General features: G+C 38.2%; 19 protein-coding genes, 1 tRNA gene and 1 pseudogene. 11 read left to right on the forward strand and 10 right to left on the reverse strand.

Features of this window, described 5'->3' with window-relative positions:
- Positions 1 to 172 precede the first annotated feature (172 nt).
- The 5 genes and pseudogenes from glyQ to ACPT8O_RS00350 all read left to right on the forward strand — a co-directional run bounded on the left by glyQ (position 173) and on the right by ACPT8O_RS00350 (position 3,997).
- A complete protein-coding gene (gene glyQ / locus ACPT8O_RS00330; protein ID WP_041175280.1) occupies positions 173 to 1,081 on the forward strand; it encodes a glycine--tRNA ligase subunit alpha in 909 nt (302 codons plus the stop codon).
- 57 nt (positions 1,082 to 1,138) lie between these two features.
- Positions 1,139 to 1,405 (forward strand): glutaredoxin, encoded by a 267-nt coding sequence (locus tag ACPT8O_RS00335; RefSeq protein ID WP_021034764.1) that lies wholly within the window; start codon positions 1,139 to 1,141, stop codon positions 1,403 to 1,405.
- 23 nt (positions 1,406 to 1,428) lie between these two features.
- Positions 1,429 to 1,737: pseudogene (locus tag ACPT8O_RS00340) on the forward strand (DUF559 domain-containing protein).
- Between the two features lie 31 nt (positions 1,738 to 1,768).
- Positions 1,769 to 3,835, forward strand: a complete 2,067-nt coding sequence (gene glyS / locus ACPT8O_RS00345; RefSeq protein ID WP_021034763.1) for a glycine--tRNA ligase subunit beta — start codon at positions 1,769 to 1,771, stop codon at positions 3,833 to 3,835.
- 85 nt (positions 3,836 to 3,920) lie between these two features.
- Positions 3,921 to 3,997 (forward strand) — tRNA-Ile (locus ACPT8O_RS00350).
- A gap of 72 nt (positions 3,998 to 4,069) precedes the next feature.
- Here ACPT8O_RS00350 and holA read toward each other — a convergent pair.
- From holA to leuS, 3 genes are all read right to left on the reverse strand, one after another.
- Positions 4,070 to 5,104 carry a DNA polymerase III subunit delta gene (gene holA / locus ACPT8O_RS00355; RefSeq protein ID WP_021034762.1) on the reverse strand — a complete coding sequence of 345 codons (1,035 nt, stop codon included), beginning with the start codon at positions 5,102 to 5,104 and terminating at the stop codon, positions 4,070 to 4,072.
- Positions 5,104 to 5,607 carry an LPS assembly lipoprotein LptE gene (gene lptE / locus ACPT8O_RS00360; RefSeq protein WP_021034761.1) on the reverse strand — a complete coding sequence of 168 codons (504 nt, stop codon included), beginning with the start codon at positions 5,605 to 5,607 and terminating at the stop codon, positions 5,104 to 5,106. Before lptE ends, holA begins: the two co-directional genes overlap by 1 nt.
- Positions 5,608 to 5,702: 95 nt before the next feature.
- Positions 5,703 to 8,288, reverse strand: a complete 2,586-nt coding sequence (gene leuS, locus ACPT8O_RS00365; RefSeq protein WP_054249350.1) for a leucine--tRNA ligase — start codon at positions 8,286 to 8,288, stop codon at positions 5,703 to 5,705.
- Positions 8,289 to 8,538: 250 nt separating this feature from the next.
- On the opposite strand from leuS, the gene uppS reads away from it, so the two are divergent.
- The 6 genes from uppS to lpxD all read left to right on the forward strand — a co-directional run bounded on the left by uppS (position 8,539) and on the right by lpxD (position 15,623).
- Complete coding sequence (gene uppS / locus ACPT8O_RS00370; RefSeq protein WP_021034758.1) at positions 8,539 to 9,258, forward strand: polyprenyl diphosphate synthase; 720 nt, start codon at positions 8,539 to 8,541, stop codon at positions 9,256 to 9,258.
- Between the two features lie 17 nt (positions 9,259 to 9,275).
- Positions 9,276 to 10,142: a phosphatidate cytidylyltransferase gene (locus tag ACPT8O_RS00375; protein ID WP_021034757.1), complete on the forward strand. Its 867-nt coding sequence runs from the start codon at positions 9,276 to 9,278 to the stop codon at positions 10,140 to 10,142.
- Positions 10,143 to 10,151: 9 nt separating this feature from the next.
- Entirely contained in the window at positions 10,152 to 11,483 is a 1,332-nt protein-coding gene (gene rseP, locus ACPT8O_RS00380; protein ID WP_021034756.1) for a sigma E protease regulator RseP, read from the forward strand.
- 19 nt (positions 11,484 to 11,502) lie between these two features.
- Complete coding sequence (gene bamA / locus ACPT8O_RS00385; RefSeq protein ID WP_021034755.1) at positions 11,503 to 13,881, forward strand: outer membrane protein assembly factor BamA; 2,379 nt, start codon at positions 11,503 to 11,505, stop codon at positions 13,879 to 13,881.
- Between the two features lie 110 nt (positions 13,882 to 13,991).
- A complete protein-coding gene (locus ACPT8O_RS00390) occupies positions 13,992 to 14,585 on the forward strand; it encodes an OmpH family outer membrane protein (protein ID WP_005690567.1) in 594 nt (197 codons plus the stop codon).
- Between the two features lie 12 nt (positions 14,586 to 14,597).
- The gene (gene lpxD, locus ACPT8O_RS00395) at positions 14,598 to 15,623 is read left to right on the forward strand and encodes a UDP-3-O-(3-hydroxymyristoyl)glucosamine N-acyltransferase (RefSeq protein WP_021034754.1); all 1,026 of its coding nucleotides are present in this window, start codon (positions 14,598 to 14,600) and stop codon (positions 15,621 to 15,623) included.
- Positions 15,624 to 15,791: 168 nt separating this feature from the next.
- On the opposite strand, the gene tsf is transcribed toward lpxD, so the two are convergent.
- The 7 genes from tsf to secM form a co-directional block, all read right to left on the reverse strand.
- On the reverse strand, positions 15,792 to 16,643 hold the full coding sequence (gene tsf, locus ACPT8O_RS00400) for a translation elongation factor Ts (protein ID WP_005693261.1): 852 nt from the start codon (positions 16,641 to 16,643) through the stop codon (positions 15,792 to 15,794).
- A gap of 133 nt (positions 16,644 to 16,776) precedes the next feature.
- Positions 16,777 to 17,499 carry a 30S ribosomal protein S2 gene (gene rpsB / locus ACPT8O_RS00405; protein ID WP_005648094.1) on the reverse strand — a complete coding sequence of 241 codons (723 nt, stop codon included), beginning with the start codon at positions 17,497 to 17,499 and terminating at the stop codon, positions 16,777 to 16,779.
- Between the two features lie 177 nt (positions 17,500 to 17,676).
- On the reverse strand, positions 17,677 to 18,441 hold the full coding sequence (locus tag ACPT8O_RS00410) for a class I SAM-dependent methyltransferase (protein WP_021034752.1): 765 nt from the start codon (positions 18,439 to 18,441) through the stop codon (positions 17,677 to 17,679).
- A gap of 119 nt (positions 18,442 to 18,560) precedes the next feature.
- Positions 18,561 to 20,417, reverse strand: coding sequence for a monovalent cation:proton antiporter-2 (CPA2) family protein (locus ACPT8O_RS00415; protein WP_041175279.1), 1,857 nt, complete (start codon positions 20,415 to 20,417; stop codon positions 18,561 to 18,563).
- A gap of 108 nt (positions 20,418 to 20,525) precedes the next feature.
- Entirely contained in the window at positions 20,526 to 20,936 is a 411-nt protein-coding gene (gene mutT / locus ACPT8O_RS00420) for an 8-oxo-dGTP diphosphatase MutT (RefSeq protein WP_013526207.1), read from the reverse strand.
- Positions 20,937 to 21,000: 64 nt separating this feature from the next.
- Entirely contained in the window at positions 21,001 to 23,706 is a 2,706-nt protein-coding gene (gene secA, locus ACPT8O_RS00425; RefSeq protein WP_021034750.1) for a preprotein translocase subunit SecA, read from the reverse strand.
- Positions 23,707 to 23,830: 124 nt separating this feature from the next.
- Positions 23,831 to 24,133 (reverse strand): secA translation cis-regulator SecM, encoded by a 303-nt coding sequence (gene secM / locus ACPT8O_RS00430; protein WP_021034749.1) that lies wholly within the window; start codon positions 24,131 to 24,133, stop codon positions 23,831 to 23,833.
- Positions 24,134 to 24,209 lie beyond the last annotated feature (76 nt).

The raw sequence follows: 24,209 nt of genomic DNA on the forward strand, positions 1-24,209 counted from the left end.
CAATCAAAAAAAAACTATACTAAAAATAAGGCTTAAAATCTACCTAAGTATTCAAAATTGCTTACTAGATATATTTTATAAACCCTGATTTTCAACTGCATTTTTTCGTCTTTATCCGTTTTACGGATTCAAGTATAATGCCAACATTTTTAATAATATTAGATAAATGATTATGAACACAAAATTCAACGTAAAAACATTCCAAGGTATGATTTTAGCCCTGCAAGAATATTGGGCAAACCAAGGCTGCACCATTGTGCAACCTTTTGATATGGAAGTGGGCGCAGGTACTTCTCACCCAATGACCGCATTGCGCGCATTAGGCCCTGAGCCGATGGCATTTGCTTATGTGCAACCTTCACGCCGCCCGACAGACGGTCGCTATGGCGAAAACCCAAACCGTTTACAACATTACTACCAATTCCAAGTAGTGATCAAACCTTCTCCAGATAACATTCAAGAACTTTATTTAGGTTCACTTGAAATGCTTGGTTTCGATCCGACCAAAAACGATATTCGTTTTGTGGAAGATAACTGGGAAAACCCAACCTTAGGTGCATGGGGCTTAGGCTGGGAAGTATGGTTAAACGGTATGGAAGTGACCCAGTTTACCTATTTCCAACAAGTAGGTGGCTTAGAATGTAAACCTGTAACGGGCGAAGTGACTTACGGTTTAGAGCGTTTAGCCATGTACATTCAAGGCGTAGATTCTGTGTATGACTTAGTTTGGTCTGACGGTCCATTAGGCAAAACCACTTATGGCGATGTTTTCCATCAAAATGAAGTTGAGCAATCAACCTATAATTTTGAACACGCAAACACCGATTTCCTATTCTACTGCTTCGATCAATACGAAAAAGAGGCACAAGAGTTATTAGCCTTAGAAAAACCGTTACCATTGCCAGCTTATGAACGTATTTTAAAAGCAGCACACAGCTTCAACTTGTTAGATGCACGTAAAGCAATTTCGGTCACTGAACGCCAACGCTATATTTTACGCATTCGTGCCTTAACCAAAGGCGTGGCTGAAGCATACTATGCAAGCCGTGAAGCCTTAGGTTTCCCTGGTTGTAAAAAATAAGGCTTAAACAAATTCACAAAAGTGCGGTGAAATTTGACCGCACTTTAGGAGAGCAAAATGAACAAACCCATTCTTTTTTATGCAGAAACATGCCCAGATACCGAGCCATTTGTCGCAGAGTTAGATCGCTTAGGCGTGGATTACGATGAAGTTGAAATTATGACTTCATTACCTAATCTCAAACAATTTATTCGTTTACGCGATAGTAGTGCAGAATTTGATAACTCGAAAGCAAATGGCTATTTAGGCATTCCAGCGTTGTTATTACCAAATGGCGATGTTGTTTTAGATCCATCAAAGTTAAACACGATTTTTGAGTTCTAGGAAAAAATAGAATAGCGGTTTTCATGCAACCCTATGAAAAATACTTAAAGCTGAATTCGCAGAAATTGCGAGTGGATCAAACGGATGCGGAAAGAAAATTATGGCAACGTATCAATCGAGATCAATTATTAGGATTTCGATTTAATCGACAAAAGCCACTTCTAAGTTATATCTTTGATTTTTATTGTGCGAAAACAAAGCTGGTTATCGAATGCTAGCCGGCACTATGAACCTGATTATCAACGTTACGAAATGCAGAATTAAATTCACTGAGTTTTACAGTAATGCGATTGAGAAAGAATGAAGTGATAACGAAGAAAATAAGAATTTAAATCTACAGAATTTTTAAATAAGAGAAACAAAATGACAACCCAAAACTTCCTAGTAGAAATTGGCACAGAAGAGCTGCCACCAAAAGCTCTCAAAACATTAGCAACCTCTTTTGCGGATAACGTTGAGACGGAATTAAATCAAGCAGGTTTAACCTTCGACAAAATCGAATGGTTTGCAGCGCCGCGTCGTTTGGCGGTGAAAGTGTTGAACTTAGCTACACAACAACCAAGCAAAGAAATCGAAAAACGCGGGCCGGCAGTATCTGCAGCCTTTGATGCAGAAGGTAAACCGACCAAAGCGGCAGAAGGTTGGGCGCGTGGTTGTGGCATTACTGTTGAACAAGCAGAACGCATTGCGACTGATAAAGGAGAATGGCTCGTTCATCGTGCAAAAATTGAAGGTCAACCGACTAAAAACTTGCTGAACGATATTGTGGCAAATGCGTTGGCGAAATTGCCAATTCCAAAACCAATGCGTTGGGCAGATAAAACCGTACAATTTATCCGTCCAGTTCACACTGTGACTATGTTGTTAGGTGATGAGTTAATCGAAGGCGAAATTTTAGGTGTAGCAAGTGCGCGTACTATTCGTGGTCACCGTTTCTTAGGCGAGAAAGAATTTGAAATTCAACATGCAGACCAATATCCACAATTATTGCGTGAAAAAGGTTCAGTGGTAGCGGATTTTAACGAGCGTAAAGCCGAAATCCTTGCAAAATCTCAAGCAAAAGCGACCGCACTTGGTGGCGTGGCTGACATTGAAGAAAGCTTGCTTGAAGAAGTGACTTCGTTGGTGGAATACCCAAATGTGTTAGCGGCAAAATTTGAAGAACGTTTCTTAGCAGTGCCTGCGGAAGCCTTGGTTTACACCATGAAAGGCGACCAAAAATACTTCCCAATTTATGACAAAGACGGCAAATTATTACCGCACTTTATTTTTGTCTCGAACATCAACCCAGAAGATCCAACCGCGATTATTGAAGGGAACGAAAAAGTGGTTCGCCCTCGTTTAACTGATGCGGAATTCTTCTTCAAAACTGACTTAAAACAAAAACTGGTTGATCGTTTACCACGTTTAGAAACCGTGTTGTTCCAACAACAACTCGGTACATTAAAAGACAAAACTGATCGTATCGAACAACTTGCAGGCGAAATTGCAAAACAAATCGGTGCAGACGAAGCGAAAGCAAAACGTGCAGGTTTACTGTCAAAATGTGACTTAATGACCAACATGGTATTCGAATTCACCGATACGCAAGGCGTAATGGGCATGCACTATGCTCGTCACGACGGCGAAGATGAAGAAGTAGCAGTAGCATTAAACGAACAATATATGCCACGCTTTGCAGGCGATGAATTACCAAAATCACTCGTTGCAAGTGCGGTCGCTTTAGCCGATAAATTTGACACTTTAACGGGTATCTTTGGAATCGGGCAAGCACCAAAAGGCAGTGCAGACCCATTTGCATTGCGTCGTGCGGCATTAGGTGCGTTACGTATTATTGTAGAGAAAAATTTACCACTGGATTTAGAAGATTTAGTGAAAAAATCAGCCGCTCTTTTCGGCGATAAACTCACGAATAAAAACGTGGTTGCCGATGTGGTAGATTTCATGCTCGGTCGTTTCCGTGCATGGTATCAAGATGAAGGCATTGCGGTGGATGTGATTCAAGCGGTATTGGCTCGTCGTCCAACCCGTCCAGCTGATTTTGATGCGCGAGTGCGTGCGGTTTCACACTTCCGTACTTTAGATTCAGCGGAAGCGTTAGCGGCAGCAAACAAACGTGTAAGCAACATCTTATCCAAAGTGGATGCTGCAATTGGTGAGATCAATTTGACCGCTTGCGTAGAGCCAGCTGAAAAAGCACTTGCTGAAGCGGTACTTGCATTACGCACTGAAGTACAACCGCTTATTGCAAAAGGCGATTACACGGCAGTATTAGATAAATTATCGAACTTACGCACGCCAGTAGACAGTTTCTTCGACAACGTAATGGTAAATGCTGAAGATCCAGCATTACGCCAAAACCGCTTAGCGATTTTAAATACGTTACAAGGGTTATTCTTACAAGTAGCTGATATTTCAGTGCTTCAATAATGTAAAAAGGGATGGTTGATTTTTCATCAATCATCCTTTCTTTTATAGACTTCAAGTGATTATTTCTCTATAATTACCGCAATTTCCCCCCTTAGCTCAGTCGGTTAGAGCAGGCGACTCATAATCGCTTGGTCACTGGTTCAAGTCCGGTAGGGGGGACCATTTTTTCCAGCCAAAAATCTCTTTTTTATCAAAAATCTTATTTCAATATTGTCTATTTTATTTGCCTTGTGACTACAAACAAATTTTCACAGATAAATCAGCGAGTTTAATCCACACTTCATCGCTAAATTCTTGTTTAGCAAGGCGTTCAATATTGGCGAGTTCTTGGATAATTTCGTAGAGTTTTTGGTAAGTTAAACGCTGAATTGCACTTAAAAAGAGCGGTCGGCGATTTTGCCAGATTTTTAGACGATCAAATTCAGCCTTAATTTGTTGAGTTGGAAGTTTTTCCGTTGTCATAATACGTTGCTGTGGTTTTGTGAGTTCAAGCAACGTAAATAATTCTCGCTGTAGTGTGCGTAATAAAATAACAGGTTGCACATCTTCAGCTTGTAAACCTTTTAAAATACGTTTAGCACGATTTGCTTTTCCCATTAGCAAAGCATCAATCCATTGAAATGGTGTAAAAATTGAGGATTGTTCCACCACGCTAATGACACGATTGTAGTTAAGTTTATGATCAGGATGGAGCAAATCTAAAAGCTGCAGAGCTTGTTTGAGTGCGAGCAAGTTATTCTCATAACTGTAACAAAGTTGTTGAATTGCTTCATTATCGGCATCTAATCCCATTGCTTTAGTACGATTTTTTACCCAACGTGGCAAGTTTTCTACCGTCGGTGTTTGACAATTTATCAGTATTACATTTGGTTCATGTTGATTAAGTGCAATAAACCACGCTTGCTTTTCAATCGCTTTAGTCAATTTTGCTACCTGTAAAATAAGCAAGACATCTTTATTCAATACGGATATAAGTTCTTGCAGATTTTTCTGCAAAAGTGCGGTGAAATTTTCAGGTAAATTCAAGCTTAGTATTTGTTTACTAAAAAATAACCCCATAGATTGACAAGATTCTATAAGTTGCACCCAATCAGTTTGGCTATCAACCTGAATGCTATTTTTTTCATCAAAACCTTGCTGGTTTGCCACTTGACAAATAGTATCCTCAGTTTCACTAAGTAATAAAGGATCTTGCCCATGCGAGAGATAAACTCTAGCTAAACCTTGAGCAAGATTATAATTTAGTTGCTCTGGAAAAATACGGTTCATTATTTGCTTTTTATTTGATTTTGTAACGCAATTATTTTTACGATTAATTGACGCGCTACTTGCTCGCGCATATCATTCCAAATTACCTCGCGTTCTTCCGATTTGGCTAATGCTGCACGCGCATTATCAAAGAAAGTACGATTTACTTTCGCATTGATTGGATAGCTTTCGCCATTAGCAAGGCGAAAAGTGGCTTCAACTTCCAACATTAAAAGTTTTTCTGCTTCACGTCCGTGCTTAAAAATAGATGCGACTTGATCTGAAGTAATCTGTTTATTAATACGTAAAATGGGAATATTTTGTTTTACATTAACAATATTAACCTGATTTTCCTGTAACTTGCGACGCATAATAACAGTGAAATCATTATAAGGGTCATCACTTTCAAGGGCTAATGTTCGCAATTCATTTGGCATAGTAACCGACTGTTGAAAATGCCAACCGCAAGCAGAAAGAATTGCTAATGTTGCGATAAGCAGTAAAGTCTTGATTGATTTGATCATAAAAACTACCTTTAATTGTAGGACGTGTAAAATGTAAATATTTCACGTACGTATAAAAAATAGTGCGTGAATTTTGAATTCACACACCCCACGTATTATGGTTTCACTACTACGTTTAATAATTTACCTGCGACATAAATCACTTTGACAATATGTTGATTATCAACAAATTTCTTCACATTTTCATCCGCGAAAGCAATCGTTTTGACTGTTTCTTCATCCGCATCTGCCGCAACGGTAACTTTGCCACGAACCTTACCGTTTACTTGTACCACAATAAGTTTTTCGTCTTCTACCATTGCATCTTCGTCGGCTTTTACCCATTCTGCGGTATCAATAGCACTTTCATTGCCAAGAGCTTGCCATAATTCAAAACAGATATGCGGCGTAATTGGATAAAGCATACGAACAACTGCACTTAATGCTTCCGCCATGACTGCTCGATCTTGATCGCTTTCTAAGGAAGCCTTAGTCAGTTTATTCATCAACTCCATTACTGCTGCAATCGCAGTATTAAATGTTTGACGACGACCAATATCATCACTCACTTTCGCAATTGTTTTATGTACTTCACGACGAAGCACTTTTTGTTCTGCGGAAAGTGCGGTCAAATCTAGGCTAGTTTTTGCTGGATTTTGTTGATATTGATATACCAAATTCCAAACACGCCCTAAGAAACGTTTCGCACCTTCTACGCCAGATTCTTGCCATTCCAAGGTCATTTCTGCTGGAGAGGCAAACATCATAAATAGACGAACAGTATCGGCACCATATTTTTCTACCATTTCTTGTGGATCAATACCGTTATTTTTGGATTTCGACATTTTGGTCATGCCGCTGTGGACTAGTTCACGCCCTTCAGGAGCTGTGGCTTTAATAATTCTGCCTTTTTCATCACGCTCAAGGGTCACTTGGGTTGGGCTTACCCAAATACGCTCGTTGGTTGGACTGGTGTAATAGAAAGCATCTGCAAGCACCATACCTTGACACAATAATTTATCGGCTGGTTCGTCACTGGTTACAAATCCTGCATCGCGTAACAATTTGTGGAAAAAACGGAAGTAGAGCAAATGCATTGTTGCGTGTTCAATACCACCGATATATTGATCCACTGGTAACCAATAGTTTGCTTCTTCCGCATCAAGCATGCCATTTTGATATTGTGGACAAGTGTAGCGCGCGTAATACCAAGAGGATTCCATAAAGGTATCAAAGGTATCCGTTTCTTTTAATGCAGGTACACCGTTGAAAGTTGTTTTCGCCCAGTTTGGATCCGCTTTAATTGGGCTTTTCACGCCATCCATTACCACATCTTCAGGCAGAATAATGGGTAAATCTTCTATTGGTGCAGGTACTACATCGCCATTTTCAAGGGTTAGCATCGGAATTGGTGCTCCCCAATAACGTTGGCGAGAAACACCCCAGTCACGTAAACGGTAATTCACTTGACGTTTTCCTACACCTAATTTTTCTAATTTATCTGCAATGCCGTTGAATGCACCTTCAAAATCTAAACCATCAAACTCAGCTGAGTTCACTAATTTACCGTGCTCAACGAAAGCTTGTTTAGTTAAATCAATTTCTTCATCAGCAATGGGTTCAATAACTTGCTTAATTTGTAAACCGTATTTTTGAGCAAATTCAAAGTCACGCTGGTCGTGAGCTGGAACCGCCATTACTGCGCCAGTACCGTAGTGCATTAACACGAAATTCGCGGCCCAAATTGGCAATTTTTCACCCGTCAATGGATGAACCGCAAATAAGCCCGTTGCCATTCCTTTTTTCTCCATTGTCGCAAGATCAGCTTCTGCCACTTTGGCATTTTTTGCTTCTTGGATAAAGGTGGCTAATTCAGGATTATTTTGAGCCGCTAAACTTGCTAATGGATGTGCTGCGGCAATGCCTAAATAACTTACGCCGTAAAAGGTATCTGGACGCGTGGTGTAAACTGCTACTTTTTCGTTAGTATCTGCAACATCAAAGGTAATTTCTACCCCTTCAGAACGACCGATCCAGTTACGCTGCATAGTTTTTACCATATCAGGCCATTGTGGAAGGGTATCTAAACCACCTAATAATTGCTCTGCATAGTCAGTAATTTTGATAAACCATTGTGGGATTTCTTTTTGTTCCACAGGTGTATCACAACGCCAGCAACAACCTTCGTGTACTTGCTCGTTTGCGAGTACGGTTTCATCATTTGGACACCAGTTTACGGTTGAGGTTTTTTTGTACACCAAGCCTTTTTTGTAAAGCTCTGTGAAGAACCATTGTTCCCATTTGTAGTATTCTGGTTTACAGGTTGCGATTTCACGATCCCAGTCGAAACCAAAGCCTAAAAGCTGAAGTTGTTTTTTCATGCAGGCAATGTTTTCGTATGTCCATTTAGCAGGCGCAGTTTTATTTTTGATCGCCGCACCTTCTGCCGGTAAGCCGAAAGCATCCCAACCAAAAGGTTGCAACACGTTTTTACCTAGCATACGTTGATAACGAGAAATTACATCGCCAATAGTGTAGTTACGTACGTGTCCCATATGCAGGCGACCTGATGGATATGGGAACATAGAAAGACAGTAATATTTTTCTTTAGATTCGTCTTTGATTGCTTTGAAAACTTTATTTTCTGCCCAATATTGTTGAACCTTTGGTTCGATCATATCGGGACGATATTGTTCTTGCATAAAATCACCTTAAATTTTAACCGCACTTTTGCAGCATTTTGACAATAGAAAATGTGGCATAGAATACCGTAAAACGGCAAAAATTAATAGGGAGAGAAATAAAAGTGCGGTGATTTTTTTTTAGTTGTTTTTCACAATAAATTTTCAATTTTTACAGAACAGATTCGAACAAAGGAATCCATAGCAAGCAAATACAACTTATGATATAGTTCACAACCGAATTTATAGGGATCTTTTTATAATAAAAATAATGATAGAACTCGATCAAAACAATATTCCAAAACACATTGCCATTATTATGGATGGTAATGGGCGTTGGGCAAAACAGAAAAATAAAATGCGAATTTTTGGACACACCAATGGCGTTACTGCAGTACGCAAGGCTGTGGCTTATGCGCGACAAATCGGTGTGAAAGTGCTCACACTTTATGCCCTTAGTAGCGAAAATTGGAGTCGCCCAGAACAAGAAGTCAGCGCGTTAATGTCGCTTTTTATGCAAGCCTTAGATCGAGAAGTAAAAAAATTACATAAAAATAATATTTGTCTGAAAATTATTGGCGATGTATCTCGTTTTAGTGAAACTTTACAAGAAAAAATCAAAAAAGCGGAAAATTTAACAGAAAAAAATACCGCACTTACGCTCAATATTGCGGCAAATTACGGCGGTTGTTGGGATATTGTTCAAGCAGCTAAACAAATTGCAGAAAAAGTTAAAAAAGAAGAAATGTCAGTTTCAGATATTAATAACTCGACGTTTCAACATCATCTTGCAACGCAAAATGCACCACCTGTAGATTTATTAATTCGCACCAGTGGAGAACAACGCATAAGCAACTTTTTATTATGGCAAATTGCCTATGCGGAATTATATTTTTCCGATGTGCTTTGGCCCGATTTTAATCAATTAGAATTTAATCGTGCTATTGCAAGTTATCAACAACGTCATCGCCGTTTTGGTGGGACAGAATAATTCAACGGATTAAAATTATGCTTAAACAACGAGTTTTATCTGCTATTGTGTTAATTGCTGCAGTTTTATGTGCACTATTTTTATTCACACCTTTTTATTTTGCCCTTGCGTTAGGTATGGTAGCTGCTTTGGGGATCTGGGAATGGACTCAATTTGCTCGTCTTAAACAACCTTTGATACGTTTTTTTGTGACTACCTTTTTAGGCGTATTTATCTTCTTATGGCTCTATACTGAGGGTAACTATTTAGATGCCGGGCGTGTGTTTGAACAACATCTTCAGCTTTTATTGATAAATGCTGTAAGCTGGTGGGGCTTAGCTTTATTGCTAGTAATCAGTTATCCTAAATCAGCTAAATTTTGGTCTAAAAATCCACTTTTACAACTTTTATTTGCCTTTTCTACGTTGATTCCCTTTATCGCAGGTGTATTACGTTTACGTTTAGAACACTATACCAATAATCCTTATCACGGATTATTTTTATTACTTTACGTATTTGTACTTGTTTGGGCGGCTGATTCTGGTGCTTATTTTAGCGGACGCGCCTTTGGTAAACGTAAACTTGCCCCTAAAGTATCGCCAGGTAAAAGCTGGGAAGGGGTCATTGGCGGCTTAATTACAGCATTAGTACTTGCTTTTATCTTTATTCATTTCTCTGGCGATACTTTAGTAGGCGATCGAAATATTACTGGATTTATCATTCTTTCTGTAGCCACAGTTGCAATTTCAGTATTGGGCGATTTAACTGAAAGTATGTTCAAGCGTGAGTCTGGTGTGAAAGACAGCAGTCAATTAATTCCAGGTCACGGTGGTGTATTAGATCGTATTGATAGCTTGACTGCTGCAATACCTTTTTTCAGCTATTTCTATTTCTTTGTATTATAAGGATTTTTAATGTCATTTTTGTGGTCACTAGGTTCTTTTATCATTGCGATTGCGGTATTAGTATCCGTTCACGAATACGGTCACTTTTGGGCTGCTAGAAAGTGCGGTATAAAAGTCCATCGTTTTTCAATTGGTTTTGGTAAGGTAATTTGGAAACGTATCGATAAACAGGGTACAGAATTTGCGGTTTCAATGATTCCTTTAGGCGGCTATGTAAAAATGCTTGATGGACGTAATGAAGTAGTTCCTGCAGAGCAAAAGTCACAAGCATTTGACAGCAAAAGCGTATTGCAACGGTCATTTGTAATTATTGCAGGTCCTTTAGCTAATTTTATTTTTGCAATTTTTGCCTATTGGGTCATTTACCTTTATGGAATGCCAACGGTTAAACCAGTGATTGAATCGATAACGCCAAACTCAATAGCAGCACAAGCTCACATTGAACCCAATACACAAATTCTTACAATTGATGGCGAAGAAACTCAAGATTGGGAAACCATCAATATGCTACTTGCCACAAAAATGGGGGAGCCTAATGTTGAGATTGCCCTTTCTCCTTTCAATTCTAATATTGAACAACAACGGACTTTAAATCTTACAAATTGGACATTCGATCCTGAAAAAGAAAGTGCGTTCACTGCTTTAGGGATTGTTCCAATTCATTCAAAAGTGGAAATGGTACTTTCTAAAGTTGTTCAGGCTTCTCCAGCGGAGAAAGCGGGTTTACAAATAGGAGACAAAATTTTAACAGAAAATTTCACCGCACTTAGTTGGCAAAATTTTGTAAAACAGGTCGAACAAGGCGAAACTTTTTCTATTAAAGTTGAACGTAATGGCGAAACATTTGACAAAGCCCTGACTCCAGTGCGTAACCAAAATGGCAAATGGTTTGTAGGAGTTAGCCCAACCTTAACAAAATTAGCGGATGAATACCGTACTGAATTAAAATATGGTATTCTTGAATCTTTACAAAAAGGCATTGAAAAAACAGGGCAGCTTTCCCTTTTAACCTTGAAAATATTAGGGAAATTACTTACTGGCGATTTGTCATTAAATAATTTAAGTGGGCCAATTTCTATTGCAAAAGGTGCTGGTGCATCAGCAAATATTGGATTGGTGTATTTTTTAAGTTTTATGGCATTGATTAGTGTAAATTTAGGGATTATGAATTTATTTCCATTACCAGTATTAGATGGCGGTCATTTAGTTTTTTTAGCAATGGAAGCTGTTAAAGGAAAACCTGTTTCTGAGCGGGTGCAAAGCATCTGTTATCGAATTGGTGCAGCACTGTTATTAAGCTTAACGGTGTTTGCATTATTTAATGATTTTTTACGTCTATAATTTATATAGGATACAATCGATGAAAAAACTTCTAATCGCAAGTTTATTATTCGGTACGACAACGACTGTGTTTGCCGCACCTTTCGTGGCAAAAGATATTCGTGTAGATGGTGTTCAAGGTGATTTAGAACAACAAATCCGAGCAACACTACCAGTTCGTGCAGGTCAGCGTGTTACAGATAATGATGTAACAAATATTGTTCACTCTCTATTCGTAAGTGGTCGATTTGATAATGTCAAAGCACGTCAAGAAGGCGATGTGCTTGTTATTAGCGTTGTCGCCAAACCGATTATCGCAGATGTGAAAATTAAAGGTAACTCCGTTATACCTACAGATGCACTTAAACAAAACCTAGATGCTAACGGCTTTAGAGTTGGCGACATTTTAATTCGAGAAAAATTAAATGAATTTGCTAAAAGCGTAAAAGAACACTATGTAAGCGTAGGTCGTTATAACGCAACAGTTGAACCTATTGTAAATACGCTACCAAATAATCGCGCTGAAATTTTAATTCAAATCAATGAAGATGATAAAGCAAAATTGGCATCATTAACTTTCAAGGGGAACGAATCTGTTAGTAGCAGTACATTACAAGAACAAATGGAATTACAACCTGATTCTTGGTGGAAGTTATGGGGAAATAAATTTGAAGGTGCGCAATTCGAGAAAGATTTGCAGGCAATTCGTGATTATTATTTAAATAATGGCTATGCCAAAGCACAAATCACTAAAACGGATGTTCAGCTAAATGATGAAAAAACAAAAGTTAATGTGACCATTGATGTAAATGAAGGTTTACAGTATGACCTTCGTAGCGCACGCATTGTAGGTAATGTGGGCGGTATGTCTGCCGAGCTTGAACCTTTACTTTCAGCATTACATTTAAATGATACTTTCCGCCGTAGTGATATTGCAGATGTAGAAAATGCAATTAAAGCAAAACTTGGGGAACGAGGTTACGGTAACACAACAGTAAATTCTGTACCTGATTTTGACGATGCAAATAAAACATTAGCGATAACCTTTGTTGTTGATGCTGGACGACGTTTAACTGTTCGCCAACTTCGCTTTGAAGGAAATACTGTTTCAGCAGATAGTACTTTACGTCAAGAAATGCGCCAACAAGAAGGAACTTGGTATAATTCACAATTAGTTGAGTTAGGAAAAATTCGCTTAGATCGTACAGGTTTCTTCGAAACAGTTGAAAACCGAATTGATCCTATCAATGGTAGCAATGATGAAGTGGATGTCGTATATAAAGTCAAAGAACGTAACACGGGTAGTATCAACTTTGGTATTGGTTACGGTACAGAGAGTGGTATTAGTTATCAAGCAAGTATTAAACAAGATAATTTCTTGGGAACAGGGGCGGCAGTAAGTATAGCTGGTACGAAAAATGATTATGGTACTAGTGTCAATTTGGGTTATACCGAACCCTATTTTACTAAAGATGGTGTAAGTCTTGGTGGAAATGTTTTCTTTGAAAACTACGATAACTCTAAAAGTGATACATCCTCTAACTATAAGCGTACGACTTATGGAAGTAATGTTACTTTAGGTTTCCCTGTAAATGAAAATAACTCCTATTATGTAGGATTAGGCCATACCTATAATAAAATTAGTAACTTTGCTCTAGAATATAACCGTAATTTATATATTCAATCAATGAAGTTTAAAGGTAATGGCATTAAAACAAATGACTTTGATTTTTCTTTTGGTTGGAACTATAACAACCTTAATAGAGGCTATTTCCCAACCAAAGGGGTAAAAGCAAGTCTTGGTGGACGAGTTACTATTCCAGGATCAGACAATAAATATTATAAATTAAGTGCAGATGTACAGGGTTTCTACCCATTAGACAGAGATCACCTCTGGGTTGTATCTGCAAAAGCATCTGCAGGATATGCAAATGGTTTCGGAAACAAGCGTTTACCATTCTATCAAACTTATACAGCGGGTGGCATCGGCTCATTACGTGGTTTTGCTTATGGTAGTATTGGGCCTAATGCAATTTACCAAGATGAAAAGGGTGAATTTAAAAAAGACCACCCAGATGTGATTGGCGGTAATGCAATAGCTACAGCTAGTGCAGAGTTAATTGTGCCAACTCCATTTGTGAGTGATAAAAGCCAAAATACAGTCCGAACTTCCCTATTTGTTGATGCGGCAAGCGTATGGAATACAAAATGGAAATCAGATAAAACTGGATTAGATAGCAATGTATTAGCAAGATTGCCTGATTATGGCAAATCAAGCCGTATTCGCGCCTCTACAGGTGTCGGATTCCAATGGCAATCTCCTATTGGACCATTGGTATTTTCTTATGCTAAACCAATTAAAAAATATGAAAATGATGATGTCGAACAGTTCCAATTTAGTATTGGGGGTTCTTTCTAATAAATTGAACTTTTTTCGTCATCAGAACTCAAAAACAACGTTCTCTGCCTAATTTAATTGGGCAGAGAAAATATTAAACAAACCTCTATTTAATTAAGGATCTTTATCAAATGAAAAACATCGCAAAAGTAACCGCACTTGCTTTAGGTATTGCACTTGCTTCAGGCTATGCTGCAGCTGAAGAGAAAATTGCTTTTATTAATGCAGGTTATATTTTTCAACATCACCCAGATCGCCAAGCGGTAGCAGATAAACTTGATGCTGAATTTAAACCTGTAGCTGAGAAATTAGCAGCGAGTAAAAAAGAAGTTGATGATAAAATTGCAGCTGCTCGTAAAAAAGTAGAAGCAAAAGTTGCGGCTTTAGAAAAAGATGCACCTCGCTTACGTCAAGCTGATATTCAAAAACGCCAAGAGGAAATTAATAAATTAGGCGCGACTGAAGATGCTGGATTACAAAAATTAATGCAAGAACAAGATAAAAAAGTTCAAGAATTCCAAGCTCAAAATGAAAAACGTCAAGCTGAAGAACGTGGTAAATTATTAGATAGCATTCAAACTGCGACAAATAATTTAGCAAAAGCAAAAGGTTATACTTATGTGCTTGATGCAAATTCAGTTGTATTTGCGGTAGAGGGTAAAGACATTACTGAAGAAGTATTAAAATCTATCCCTGCTTCTGAAAAAGCACAAGAGAAAAAATAATAGGTTCTCATAATGCAAAAATCCTATTCTTTACAAGAATTGGCAACTCAAATCGGCGCTACCGTTCGCGGTAACGCCGATGTTGTTGTTGAGAATATCGCGCCACTCGATAAAGCCCAATCAAATCAACTTACTTTTATTTCTAACGCAAAATTCCGTGCATTATTGAAAGATTCTAAAGCAGGGATTTTGGTTGTATCTCAAGAGGATATTGAACACTGTTCTCCAGAAAGCAATTTACTTATTGTTAAAGATCCTTATGTAGCTTACGCAATTTTAGCTCAATATATGGATAGCACGCCAAAAGCAGCACAAGGAATTGCACAAAGTGCGGTCATTTTTGATGGCGTTTTATTAGGCGAAAATGTATCTATTGGTGCGAACGCAGTGATTGAAGAAGGTGTAGTTCTAGGCGATAACGTAATCATCGGGGCAAATTGTTTTGTTGGTAAAAATACCAAAATTGGTTCAGGCACCCAGCTCTGGGCTAATGTCACTGTTTACCATAACGTTGAGATTGGCGTAAATTGCTTAATCCAATCAGGAACAGTTATCGGTAGTGATGGTTTTGGTTATGCAAATGATCGTGGTCGTTGGATTAAAATCCCACAAGTAGGGCAAGTAATAATTGGTAATAACGTTGAGATTGGTGCGAATACTTGTATTGATAGAGGCGCATTAGATGCCACGATTATTGAAGATAACGTGATTATCGATAACCTTTGTCAAATTGCGCATAATGTTCATATCGGCACTGGTACAGCGGTTGCGGGTGGCGTTATTATGGCAGGTAGCTTAACTGTTGGTCGCTATTGCTTAATTGGTGGTGCAAGTGTGATTAATGGTCATATGGAAATTTGTGATAAAGTAACCATTACTGGAATGGGGATGGTAATGCGTCCAATCACAGAACCTGGCGTATATTCCTCTGGTATCCCATTACAAACGAATAAAGAGTGGCGTAAAACGGCAGCTCTAACATTAGGCATTGATGGCATACACAAACGCCTAAAAGCATTAGAAAAGAAAATTTCTTAATTGATACCCCATCATTTAATCTGCATTTTAAAAGTTTAATAACTGATTAAGATGCAGATTTTATGTGTATAAAATTTACTTAACAAAAATAAGCTGAAATTCTTTTAAAAATAAATAAGCCCAACTTTAAGTTGGGCTTATAAGCATATATTCCTTATCTTTAAAGAATTATGCATTACCGCCAGTGATTTTCGCTACTTCAGCAGCAAAATCTTCTTCTTTTTTCTCGATACCTTCGCCTACTTCTAAACGAATGAAGTTAGAAACAGAAGTATTTACCGATTTTAAGAAATCCCCTACAGATACAGAAGGATCCATTACAAATGCTTGACCTGTTAATGAAACTTCACCAGTGAATTTCTTCATACGACCTTCAACCATTTTCTCTGCGATTTCTTTTGGTTTACCAGAGTTGATTGCGATGTCGATTTGGATTTGGCGTTCGTGTTCAACCACTTCAGCAGATACATCTTCTGGATTTACGAATTCTGGTTTAGACGCTGCAACGTGCATTGCCACTTTTTTAAGTTCATCTGCAGAACCTTCGCCCGCAACTAATACGCCAATTTTCGCGCCGTGTAAGTATTGAGCAATTACTTGACCATCTAAGTAAGCAACACGACGGATGTTCATATTCTCACCGATTTTAGCCACTAATGCCGCACGTTTTTCTTCAAATTGCGCTTGTAATGCTTCGATAGTCGTACCTTTGTTTGCTGCTGCGAAATCAGTTACTTCATTTGCTAAACCTAAGAAACCTGCATCTTTTGCTACGAAGTCAGTTTCACAGTTCATTTCAACTAATACACCGAAACCATTTTCTACACGAGCAAGGATAACACCTTCAGCGGCAACACGGCCTGCTTTTTTAGCTGCTTTAGCTTGACCAGATTTACGCATATTGTCGATTGCTAACTCAATATCACCGTTTGCTTCAACTAATGCTTTTTTACATTCCATCATACCTGCGCCAGTACGGTCACGAAGTTCTTTTACTAATGATGCTGTGATTTCAGCCATTTTTAAAATCCTCTGTCGAAAATGCGGTTTATTTTGACCGCACTTTTAGATAAAAATATAGGGGCTAAATTTTAGCCCCTATGCCAATTAATCGTTTGATTATTAAGGGCCTCGCCTTATTGCAAAACTTAAATTATTCTGCGTCAGCTGCTAATTCTTCAGCAACTTGAGCTTCGTTACCACGACCTTCTTTAACCGCTGCTGCAGCTGCAGAAACGTAAAGTTGGATAGCACGAGTCGCATCATCGTTACCTGGGATAACGAAATCTACGCCAGCTGGCGTTGAGTTAGTATCAACGATAGCAAATACAGGAATACCTAGGTTGTTTGCTTCTTTAACTGCGATATGTTCGTGGTCCGCACCGATAACGAATAACGCATCTGGTAAGCCGCCCATATCTTTGATACCGCCAAGGCTTAATTCAAGTTTTTCCATCTCACGGCTACGCATTAACGCTTCTTTTTTGGTTAATTTTTCAAAAGTACCGTCTTGAGATTGAGTTTCTAAATCTTTTAAACGTTTAATTGATTGACGAACGGTTTTCCAGTTAGTCAACATACCACCTAACCAACGGTGGTTTACGTAATATTGCTGACAATCTAATGCTGCTGCTTGAACCGCTTCAGACGCTGCACGTTTTGTACCAACGAATAATACTTTACCGTTGTTGCTAGCAATGCGAGTTAATTCCGCTAAAGCTTCGTTGAATAAAGGTAAAGTTTTTTCAAGATTGATGATGTGAACACCGTTACGAGCACCAAAAATGAAAGGTTTCATTTGTGGGTTCCAGTAACGAGTTTGGTGTCCGAAGTGTACGCCTGCGTTGATCATGTCGCGCATTGAAACTTGTGCCATAATATTTTCCTTTTGTTGGGGTTGAGCCTCCACATATCAGCTAATCGACCGTTTGGCACCCCGATTAAGCCTTGTTGATATGTGTGTGTTGTTAGTAATTAAAAAGCTGCTTTTGAAAGGCAAAAACAGCGGGGCGATTTATACCATAAAGTGCGGTTAAAAACCAGTTTATTTTGTTTATTTCTCTACTTTTCTTGCTTTGATAAATAACAACGGTGGGCGGTGTGATAAATCTTTAAATTCATTATGCCATTGCGGTTGATCGGCAAGCATAGGTTCTTCCATTTGCTCGATTTGAAACCCTGCATGAATTAAATTATTGATAATTGTCGCTGTTGTTCGATGATAGGTTTGAAAAGGTTGTTTGAACCAATTTCTATTACGTTCGCCCTCTTCTCGATAATGATTTAAACGATAAGCAACTTGCTGTTTTTTGTCATTTTTTTCCCAACGTTCCCCTTCTTTGTGGCAAGTTGTAATCGGATGCTCTTGGGAAAAAACTAATGTGCCATTCGGCTTAAGTTTGTTGGCAATGGAAGCTAATAAAGCAGGAAAATCTTCAATATAATGAAAAGCAAAAGAGCTAGTAATCACATCAAAATGACTTTCTGGTAACTTAGCTAATTTTTCCATTGGTAAGTGATATAAGGAAAAACGTCCTGAAAATTGACCGCACTTTTGTAGATCTTTTTCAGCTTGTTCGAGCATTTTTTCGGAAAGATCGGTTCCAATTACTTTAGCCGCCCCTCGTTCTAAATAAAGTTGTAAATGCCCTCCAGTGCCACAGCCTAAATCGAGTAATTTTTTCCCCTTTAAATCAGGCAACAGTGAGAGCATGGTGGGCTTTTCGATAATTTCATTGAGGCTAATTGGATTTGAACGGAGTTTCTGATAAAGCTCAAAGAAATTATCTTTATCATAAACACTAATTTTATTATTCATTTATTGCCTTAAAATAAAAATTTATGTAATTTAAAATACTCAAAAATAAATATTTAAAAGAGAAGTTAAAATTTAATATTTTTAGATAAAACAAATATCACTAAAGATAAAAAATAATTTTATGAATGATCATTTAATATTTCTTCTTCAATTTTCTCACTTAGAATTTCTTCTGTTTCTTTATTTAATGCTTTTGTATCAAGATGCGGTTTAATAAATGGTCTTGGTGTCCAATATTTTTTTACTATTTCATTCGAAAAACCGTGTAAAACTTCTTCATTTAACCGTTCTTGATCTAATGTTCGTACTTCCTTAATAATTTCTTCCGCTTCAATTTTATCAATACCTAATTTCATCAATGTTGCTCGACTAAGTGTAATTGCTGATTCAAAAGTTTCACGCACAATAAAATCTACATCCTGCTTAATCAAACTAACTGTTGTTTTTCTGTCATAAGTTCGGGTTAAAATCGGTAAATTTGGATAAGCCTCTTTCATTTGACTGACAATATGTTCAATTCTTTGTGTATCGTTAATACCTAATACGACACATTTCGCCTTTTCAATTCCTGCGGCTCGTAAAACATCTAATCGAATGCCATCGCCATAATAAACTTTAAAACCAAACTTTGCAGCAGCACGGATATTTTCGATATTGCGATCAATTACTGAAACGCTAATTCCACGAATTAATAATGTTTGGCAGACAATTTGACTAAAACGTCCAAAACCAATAACTAAAACGTTATCTTCCAAATCCACGATGGTGTCTAGATCATTTTCATCAAGTTGATCAAGATGTTTAGGCTCTGTACGCTGTATAAGTTTGCGAGCAATTTGAGCGATAATAGGCGAAAAAAGCATCGAAATAATCACTGCAGCAGTGAATGTCGCTTGTTCTTCATTACTGATTACTTCCGCGGTCGCTGCGGCTGAAAAAAGCACAAAGGCAAATTCGCCACCGTGTGCCATCAAAGACATTCTCCCTATGGCTTCTCGATGATCAAGACGAGTAATTCGGGCAATAATATAAACAGCACTGGCTTTTCCCAGTATATAAAGAAAAACAATTCCAAGTAGCAAGATCCAATGATTAAACACTAAATGCAAATCTAAGGACATTCCTACGCCCATAAAAAATAATCCAAGTAATAAACCGCGAAATGGTTCTATATCCGCTTCAAGCTGATGGCGAAAAGCTGATTCAGACATCATCACACCAGCAACAAACGCACCCATTGCCATTGAAAGCCCGCCAATTTCCATTGCTAATGCGGCACCTAAAACGACCAATAATGCGCCCGCTGTCATCATTTCACGAATACGTGCCTTAGAAATTAAACGAAATAGTGGGTTCATTAACCATTTTCCAGCCACAATTAGCCCCACAACAGCACTTAATGCTATGCCAATTGATACCCAATTAGTGTGTGGTGTAGCTTCTTTCGAATGGGGAGCAAGAAAAGCGACAGAAGCCAAAAGTGGTACAATAGCAATATCTTCAAAAATTAATGTCGAAATTACGCGTTGTCCTTTTGACGTAGAAGTAAGCCCCCTTTCTTCTAGTGATTGCATTACAATAGCAGTAGAGGAAAGCGTGAAACCCATACCAGCAATAAATGATACTTCTTTTGTTAATCCTAATAAATAAATACCCGAAAAAGTGAGTAAGCAACCACATAATCCAACTTGTAACAAACCTCTGCCGAAAATAGCTTTACGCATTGCCCAAAGGCGTTCTGGATACATTTCAAGCCCGATAATAAAAAGAAACATTACCACACCTAATTCCGCTAAATGTACCACTGCTGTTGGATCTTGCTCTATGCCAAAGACAGATGGGCCGATTAAACAACCTGCGACTAAATAACCTAGCACGCTACCCAACCCGAGTCTTTTAAATAACGGCACAATTGTTACACTAGATGCGAGTAAAATAACGACTTTAATCAGTTCTGGATTGGCAAGTTGAGACATAATGACTCCCATAATGCAAAAAATACAAATATTTTGGCGAGTATATTAAAAAGTTATATGTGATAAATCATACTAAATCTTTTAATATAACTTTAAACCACATTTATTTTATATGAAATTGTGAGTTTCATTTAGTAACCGATGAATTAATTTTGCATTCGCAGGTGGAAACTGTCCTGCATCTAGTTCGCGTTGTTCGATCCAAAAACCTTCTTGACCTTCTCGCCCAAAAGGTTCGCCAATCCATTCATCTACCAGATAAAAGAAAAAAGAAATAATTTTTGTTGGATATTCAAATTGGAAGCGTTCATAGAGTTCAGCATTTAATGCAACAATACCAATTTCCTCTTCCAATTCACGTTTTAAAGCCTGTTCTGGGGTTTCTCCCGCATCCACTTTTCCACCGGGAAATTCTAAAGATTGCGCAAAATCTTGTCCTTCTAAACGCTGCGTTAAATAGATCTGACCAAATTCATTACGAATAATCCCCGCAGCAACTTGTATAATTTTTTTATCCATTTTTTCTATCCAATAGCACCTATGAAAAAAGTGCGGTGAAAAATCACCGCACTTTGGCTAATCATTAATGGCGAGCAGCACGACTGCCATGACAATGCTTATATTTTTTACCCGAACCACAAGGACAAGGCTCATTGCGTCCGATGCGACGATCTGAATAATCTTCAGTCTCTGAATTTTGAGTTGTCTGACTATTTTCATCCACAGGTAAATTATTTTGATTGATACGTGCCGCCATTTCTTGACGAGCACGTTCAGCTTCTTCCATTTCTTCTTGAGTACGCACACGTATACGGGTTAAAGTCGTGATAACGTGGTGTTTTAAGGAATCTAGCATTTCCGTAAACATACGGAAAGATTCTTTTTTATATTCTTGTTTTGGATCTTTTTGTGCATAGCCACGTAAATGAATACCTTGGCGTAAATAATCCATCGAAGCTAAGTGTTCTTTCCAAAGTTCATCTAAGGTTTGCAACATAACACCTTTTTCAAAATGGCGCATAGCGTCTTCGCCAGCCAAAACCTCTTTTTCTTTGTATTCCTTTTCTGAAATTTCCACAATGCGTTCGCGTAAACTTTCTTCGTGAAGATTATTATCTTCTTCTAACCAATTAGAAATCGGTAATTCCATACCAAACTCTTGAAATAAACGTTCTTCAAGCCCTTTAATATCCCATTGTTCTTCCAAAGATTGCGGTGGAATATATTGATCAATCACACCATTAAACACATCGTGGCGAATGGCATTGATGGTTTCAGAAATATCATCATTATCAAGCAAATAATTGCGTTGCTCATAAATTGCATGACGTTGGTCATTTGCCACGTCATCATATTCAAGTAGGTTTTTACGGCCATCAAAATGGAACGCCTCAACTTTTGCTTGAGCAGATGCAATCACTTTCGCCAACATTTTCGACTCCATCGCCTCGCCTGCTACTGTAAACGCTTTACGCATTAAATTGAGCTTACCCTCATTCAAATAAATGCGCATTAAACCATCTTCTAAAGAAAGATAGAAACGAGAAGAACCGGGGTCACCTTGACGACCTGAACGACCACGTAACTGGTTATCAATACGGCGAGATTCGTGACGCTCTGTACCGATAATATGCAACCCACCTGCTTTCATTACAATTTCGTGGTTTTTCTCCCACTCAGCTTTAAGTGCTTCAATTTGTTCTTGAGTTGGATTTTCTAATTTAGCAGCCTGCGCTTTCCAGTTACCACCAAGAATAATATCCGTACCTCGCCCAGCCATATTCGTTGCGATAGTCACTGCGCTAGGAAATCCTGCTTCAGCCACGATTTCCGCTTCTTGTTGGTGGAATTTCGCATTCAACACATTATGTTTTATACCTGCTTTATCTAACGCTTTAGATAATTCTTCTGATTTTTCGACTGAAATCGTCCCCACTAATACTGGTTGCTGGCGTTCTACACAATCTTTAATGTCTTCAATAATCGCATTAAATTTATATTGTTCATTTTCAAACATCACATCAGTGCGATCATCACGAATCATTGGACGATTTGTTGGAATTACAACGGTTTCCAAGCCATAAATTTGTTGGAACTCAAATGCTTCGGTATCCGCAGTCCCCGTCATGCCCGCAAGACGCTCATATAAACGGAAGTAGTTTTGGTAAGAAATTGACGCAACAGTTTGGTTTTCGCTCTTAATATCCACCCCTTCTTTTGCCTCAATAGCTTGGTGCAAACCATCAGACCAACGACGCCCCGCCATTGTACGACCAGTGTGTTCATCAACAATCACAATTTCGCCGTCTTTCACAATGTAATCGACATCTTTTTCAAACAATGTATGCGCACGCAATGCCGCCATAACGTGATGAAGTAACACAATTCGACTAGGAGAATATAAAGAATCCCCTTCAGGCATTAAACCTTGTGCAATCAACCAATCTTCCACTTTTTCTTGACCACGTTCGGTTAAATGCGCTTGTTTAGATTTAAGATCTAAAGTAAAGTCCCCTTCGCCTTGATATTCTTCAGTATCTTCTTTTTCTTGTTTAATTAAACTTGGGATCAGTTTATTTACCGCAACATAAAGCTCTGAACTGTTTTCTGCCTGACCTGAAATAATCAATGGTGTACGAGCTTCATCGATTAAGATAGAATCCACTTCATCCACCAGCGCATAACCTAATGTGCGTTGAAAACGTTCTTCTTTTGAGTGGGCTAAGTTGTCACGTAAATAATCAAAACCAAGTTCACTATTGGTTGCATAAGTAATATCTGCCGCATAAGCTGCACGTTTTTCTTCAGGCGGTAAACCGGGAATATTCACGCCTACACTCATGCCTAAAAATTCAAATAACGGACGATTCGTTTCTGCATCTCGGCGAGCAAGATAGTCATTCACGGTTACCACGTGGACGCCTTTACCTTCAAGTGCGATTAAATAACAAGGCAAAGTTGCCGTTAATGTTTTCCCCTCTCCTGTACGCATTTCTGCGATACAGCGGTTAGTCAATACCATCCCACCAATAAGCTGAACATCAAAATGGCGCATACCAAGCACGCGCTTACTTGCTTCACGTACCGTTGCGAATGCTTCTGGTAAAATTTGTTGCAAAGTTTCGCCCGCACTTAAACGATCACGAAACTCTTGTGTTTTTGCTTTTAATTCATCATCACTTAATGCCTCAAAAGCAGGCTCCATTTTATTAATTTTTACGACTTGTTTTTTTAATTTACGTAGAATGCGTTCATTACGACTACCAAAAATTCTTGTTAAAATGCTCATAATTTCTCTTTTTAAATATATAAGTTAAATAGTTAAATGCTTATGAAATACTTTATTTCATGCACAATAATTTTTTAAAATATCGCTATTTCAATAGCAATATTCTTCACAAAAAACAGAAAAATTAAATAAGCAAGGGGCCAGCTCGAATTGGCGCACTAAGATTCAACACATCCGCTAAAAAGTGCGGTTGAATTTTAAGTTGTTTTTCAGTTTGGTGGGAAATTAAAGGTTGAGGAATGGCTTGTCGTTGCACTTCACGTGCAACTTTTACCGTTTCTAACGCCTGTTGAATGGAAACACTCGAGGAATAATTTTCCGCATTATTTTGATTTTCAAAACTTTGTGCGTTAGGCAAAGCAAAAATCGCGATAATACTTAAAAGTAATCGCGACCAAAAATTTGGTTTGACAGTGCCTGAAATCATCGTCTCGTTGTTTATTATGAAAATTGCGTGTATTGTAGCGGAAATCTAAACTAATGTCATTTACTGGGGGCAGTCT

Origin of the sequence: Haemophilus sp. HN_Hi08, assembly GCF_049824455.1 — a bacterium.
Taxonomy (GTDB): domain Bacteria; phylum Pseudomonadota; class Gammaproteobacteria; order Enterobacterales; family Pasteurellaceae; genus Haemophilus; species Haemophilus influenzae_D.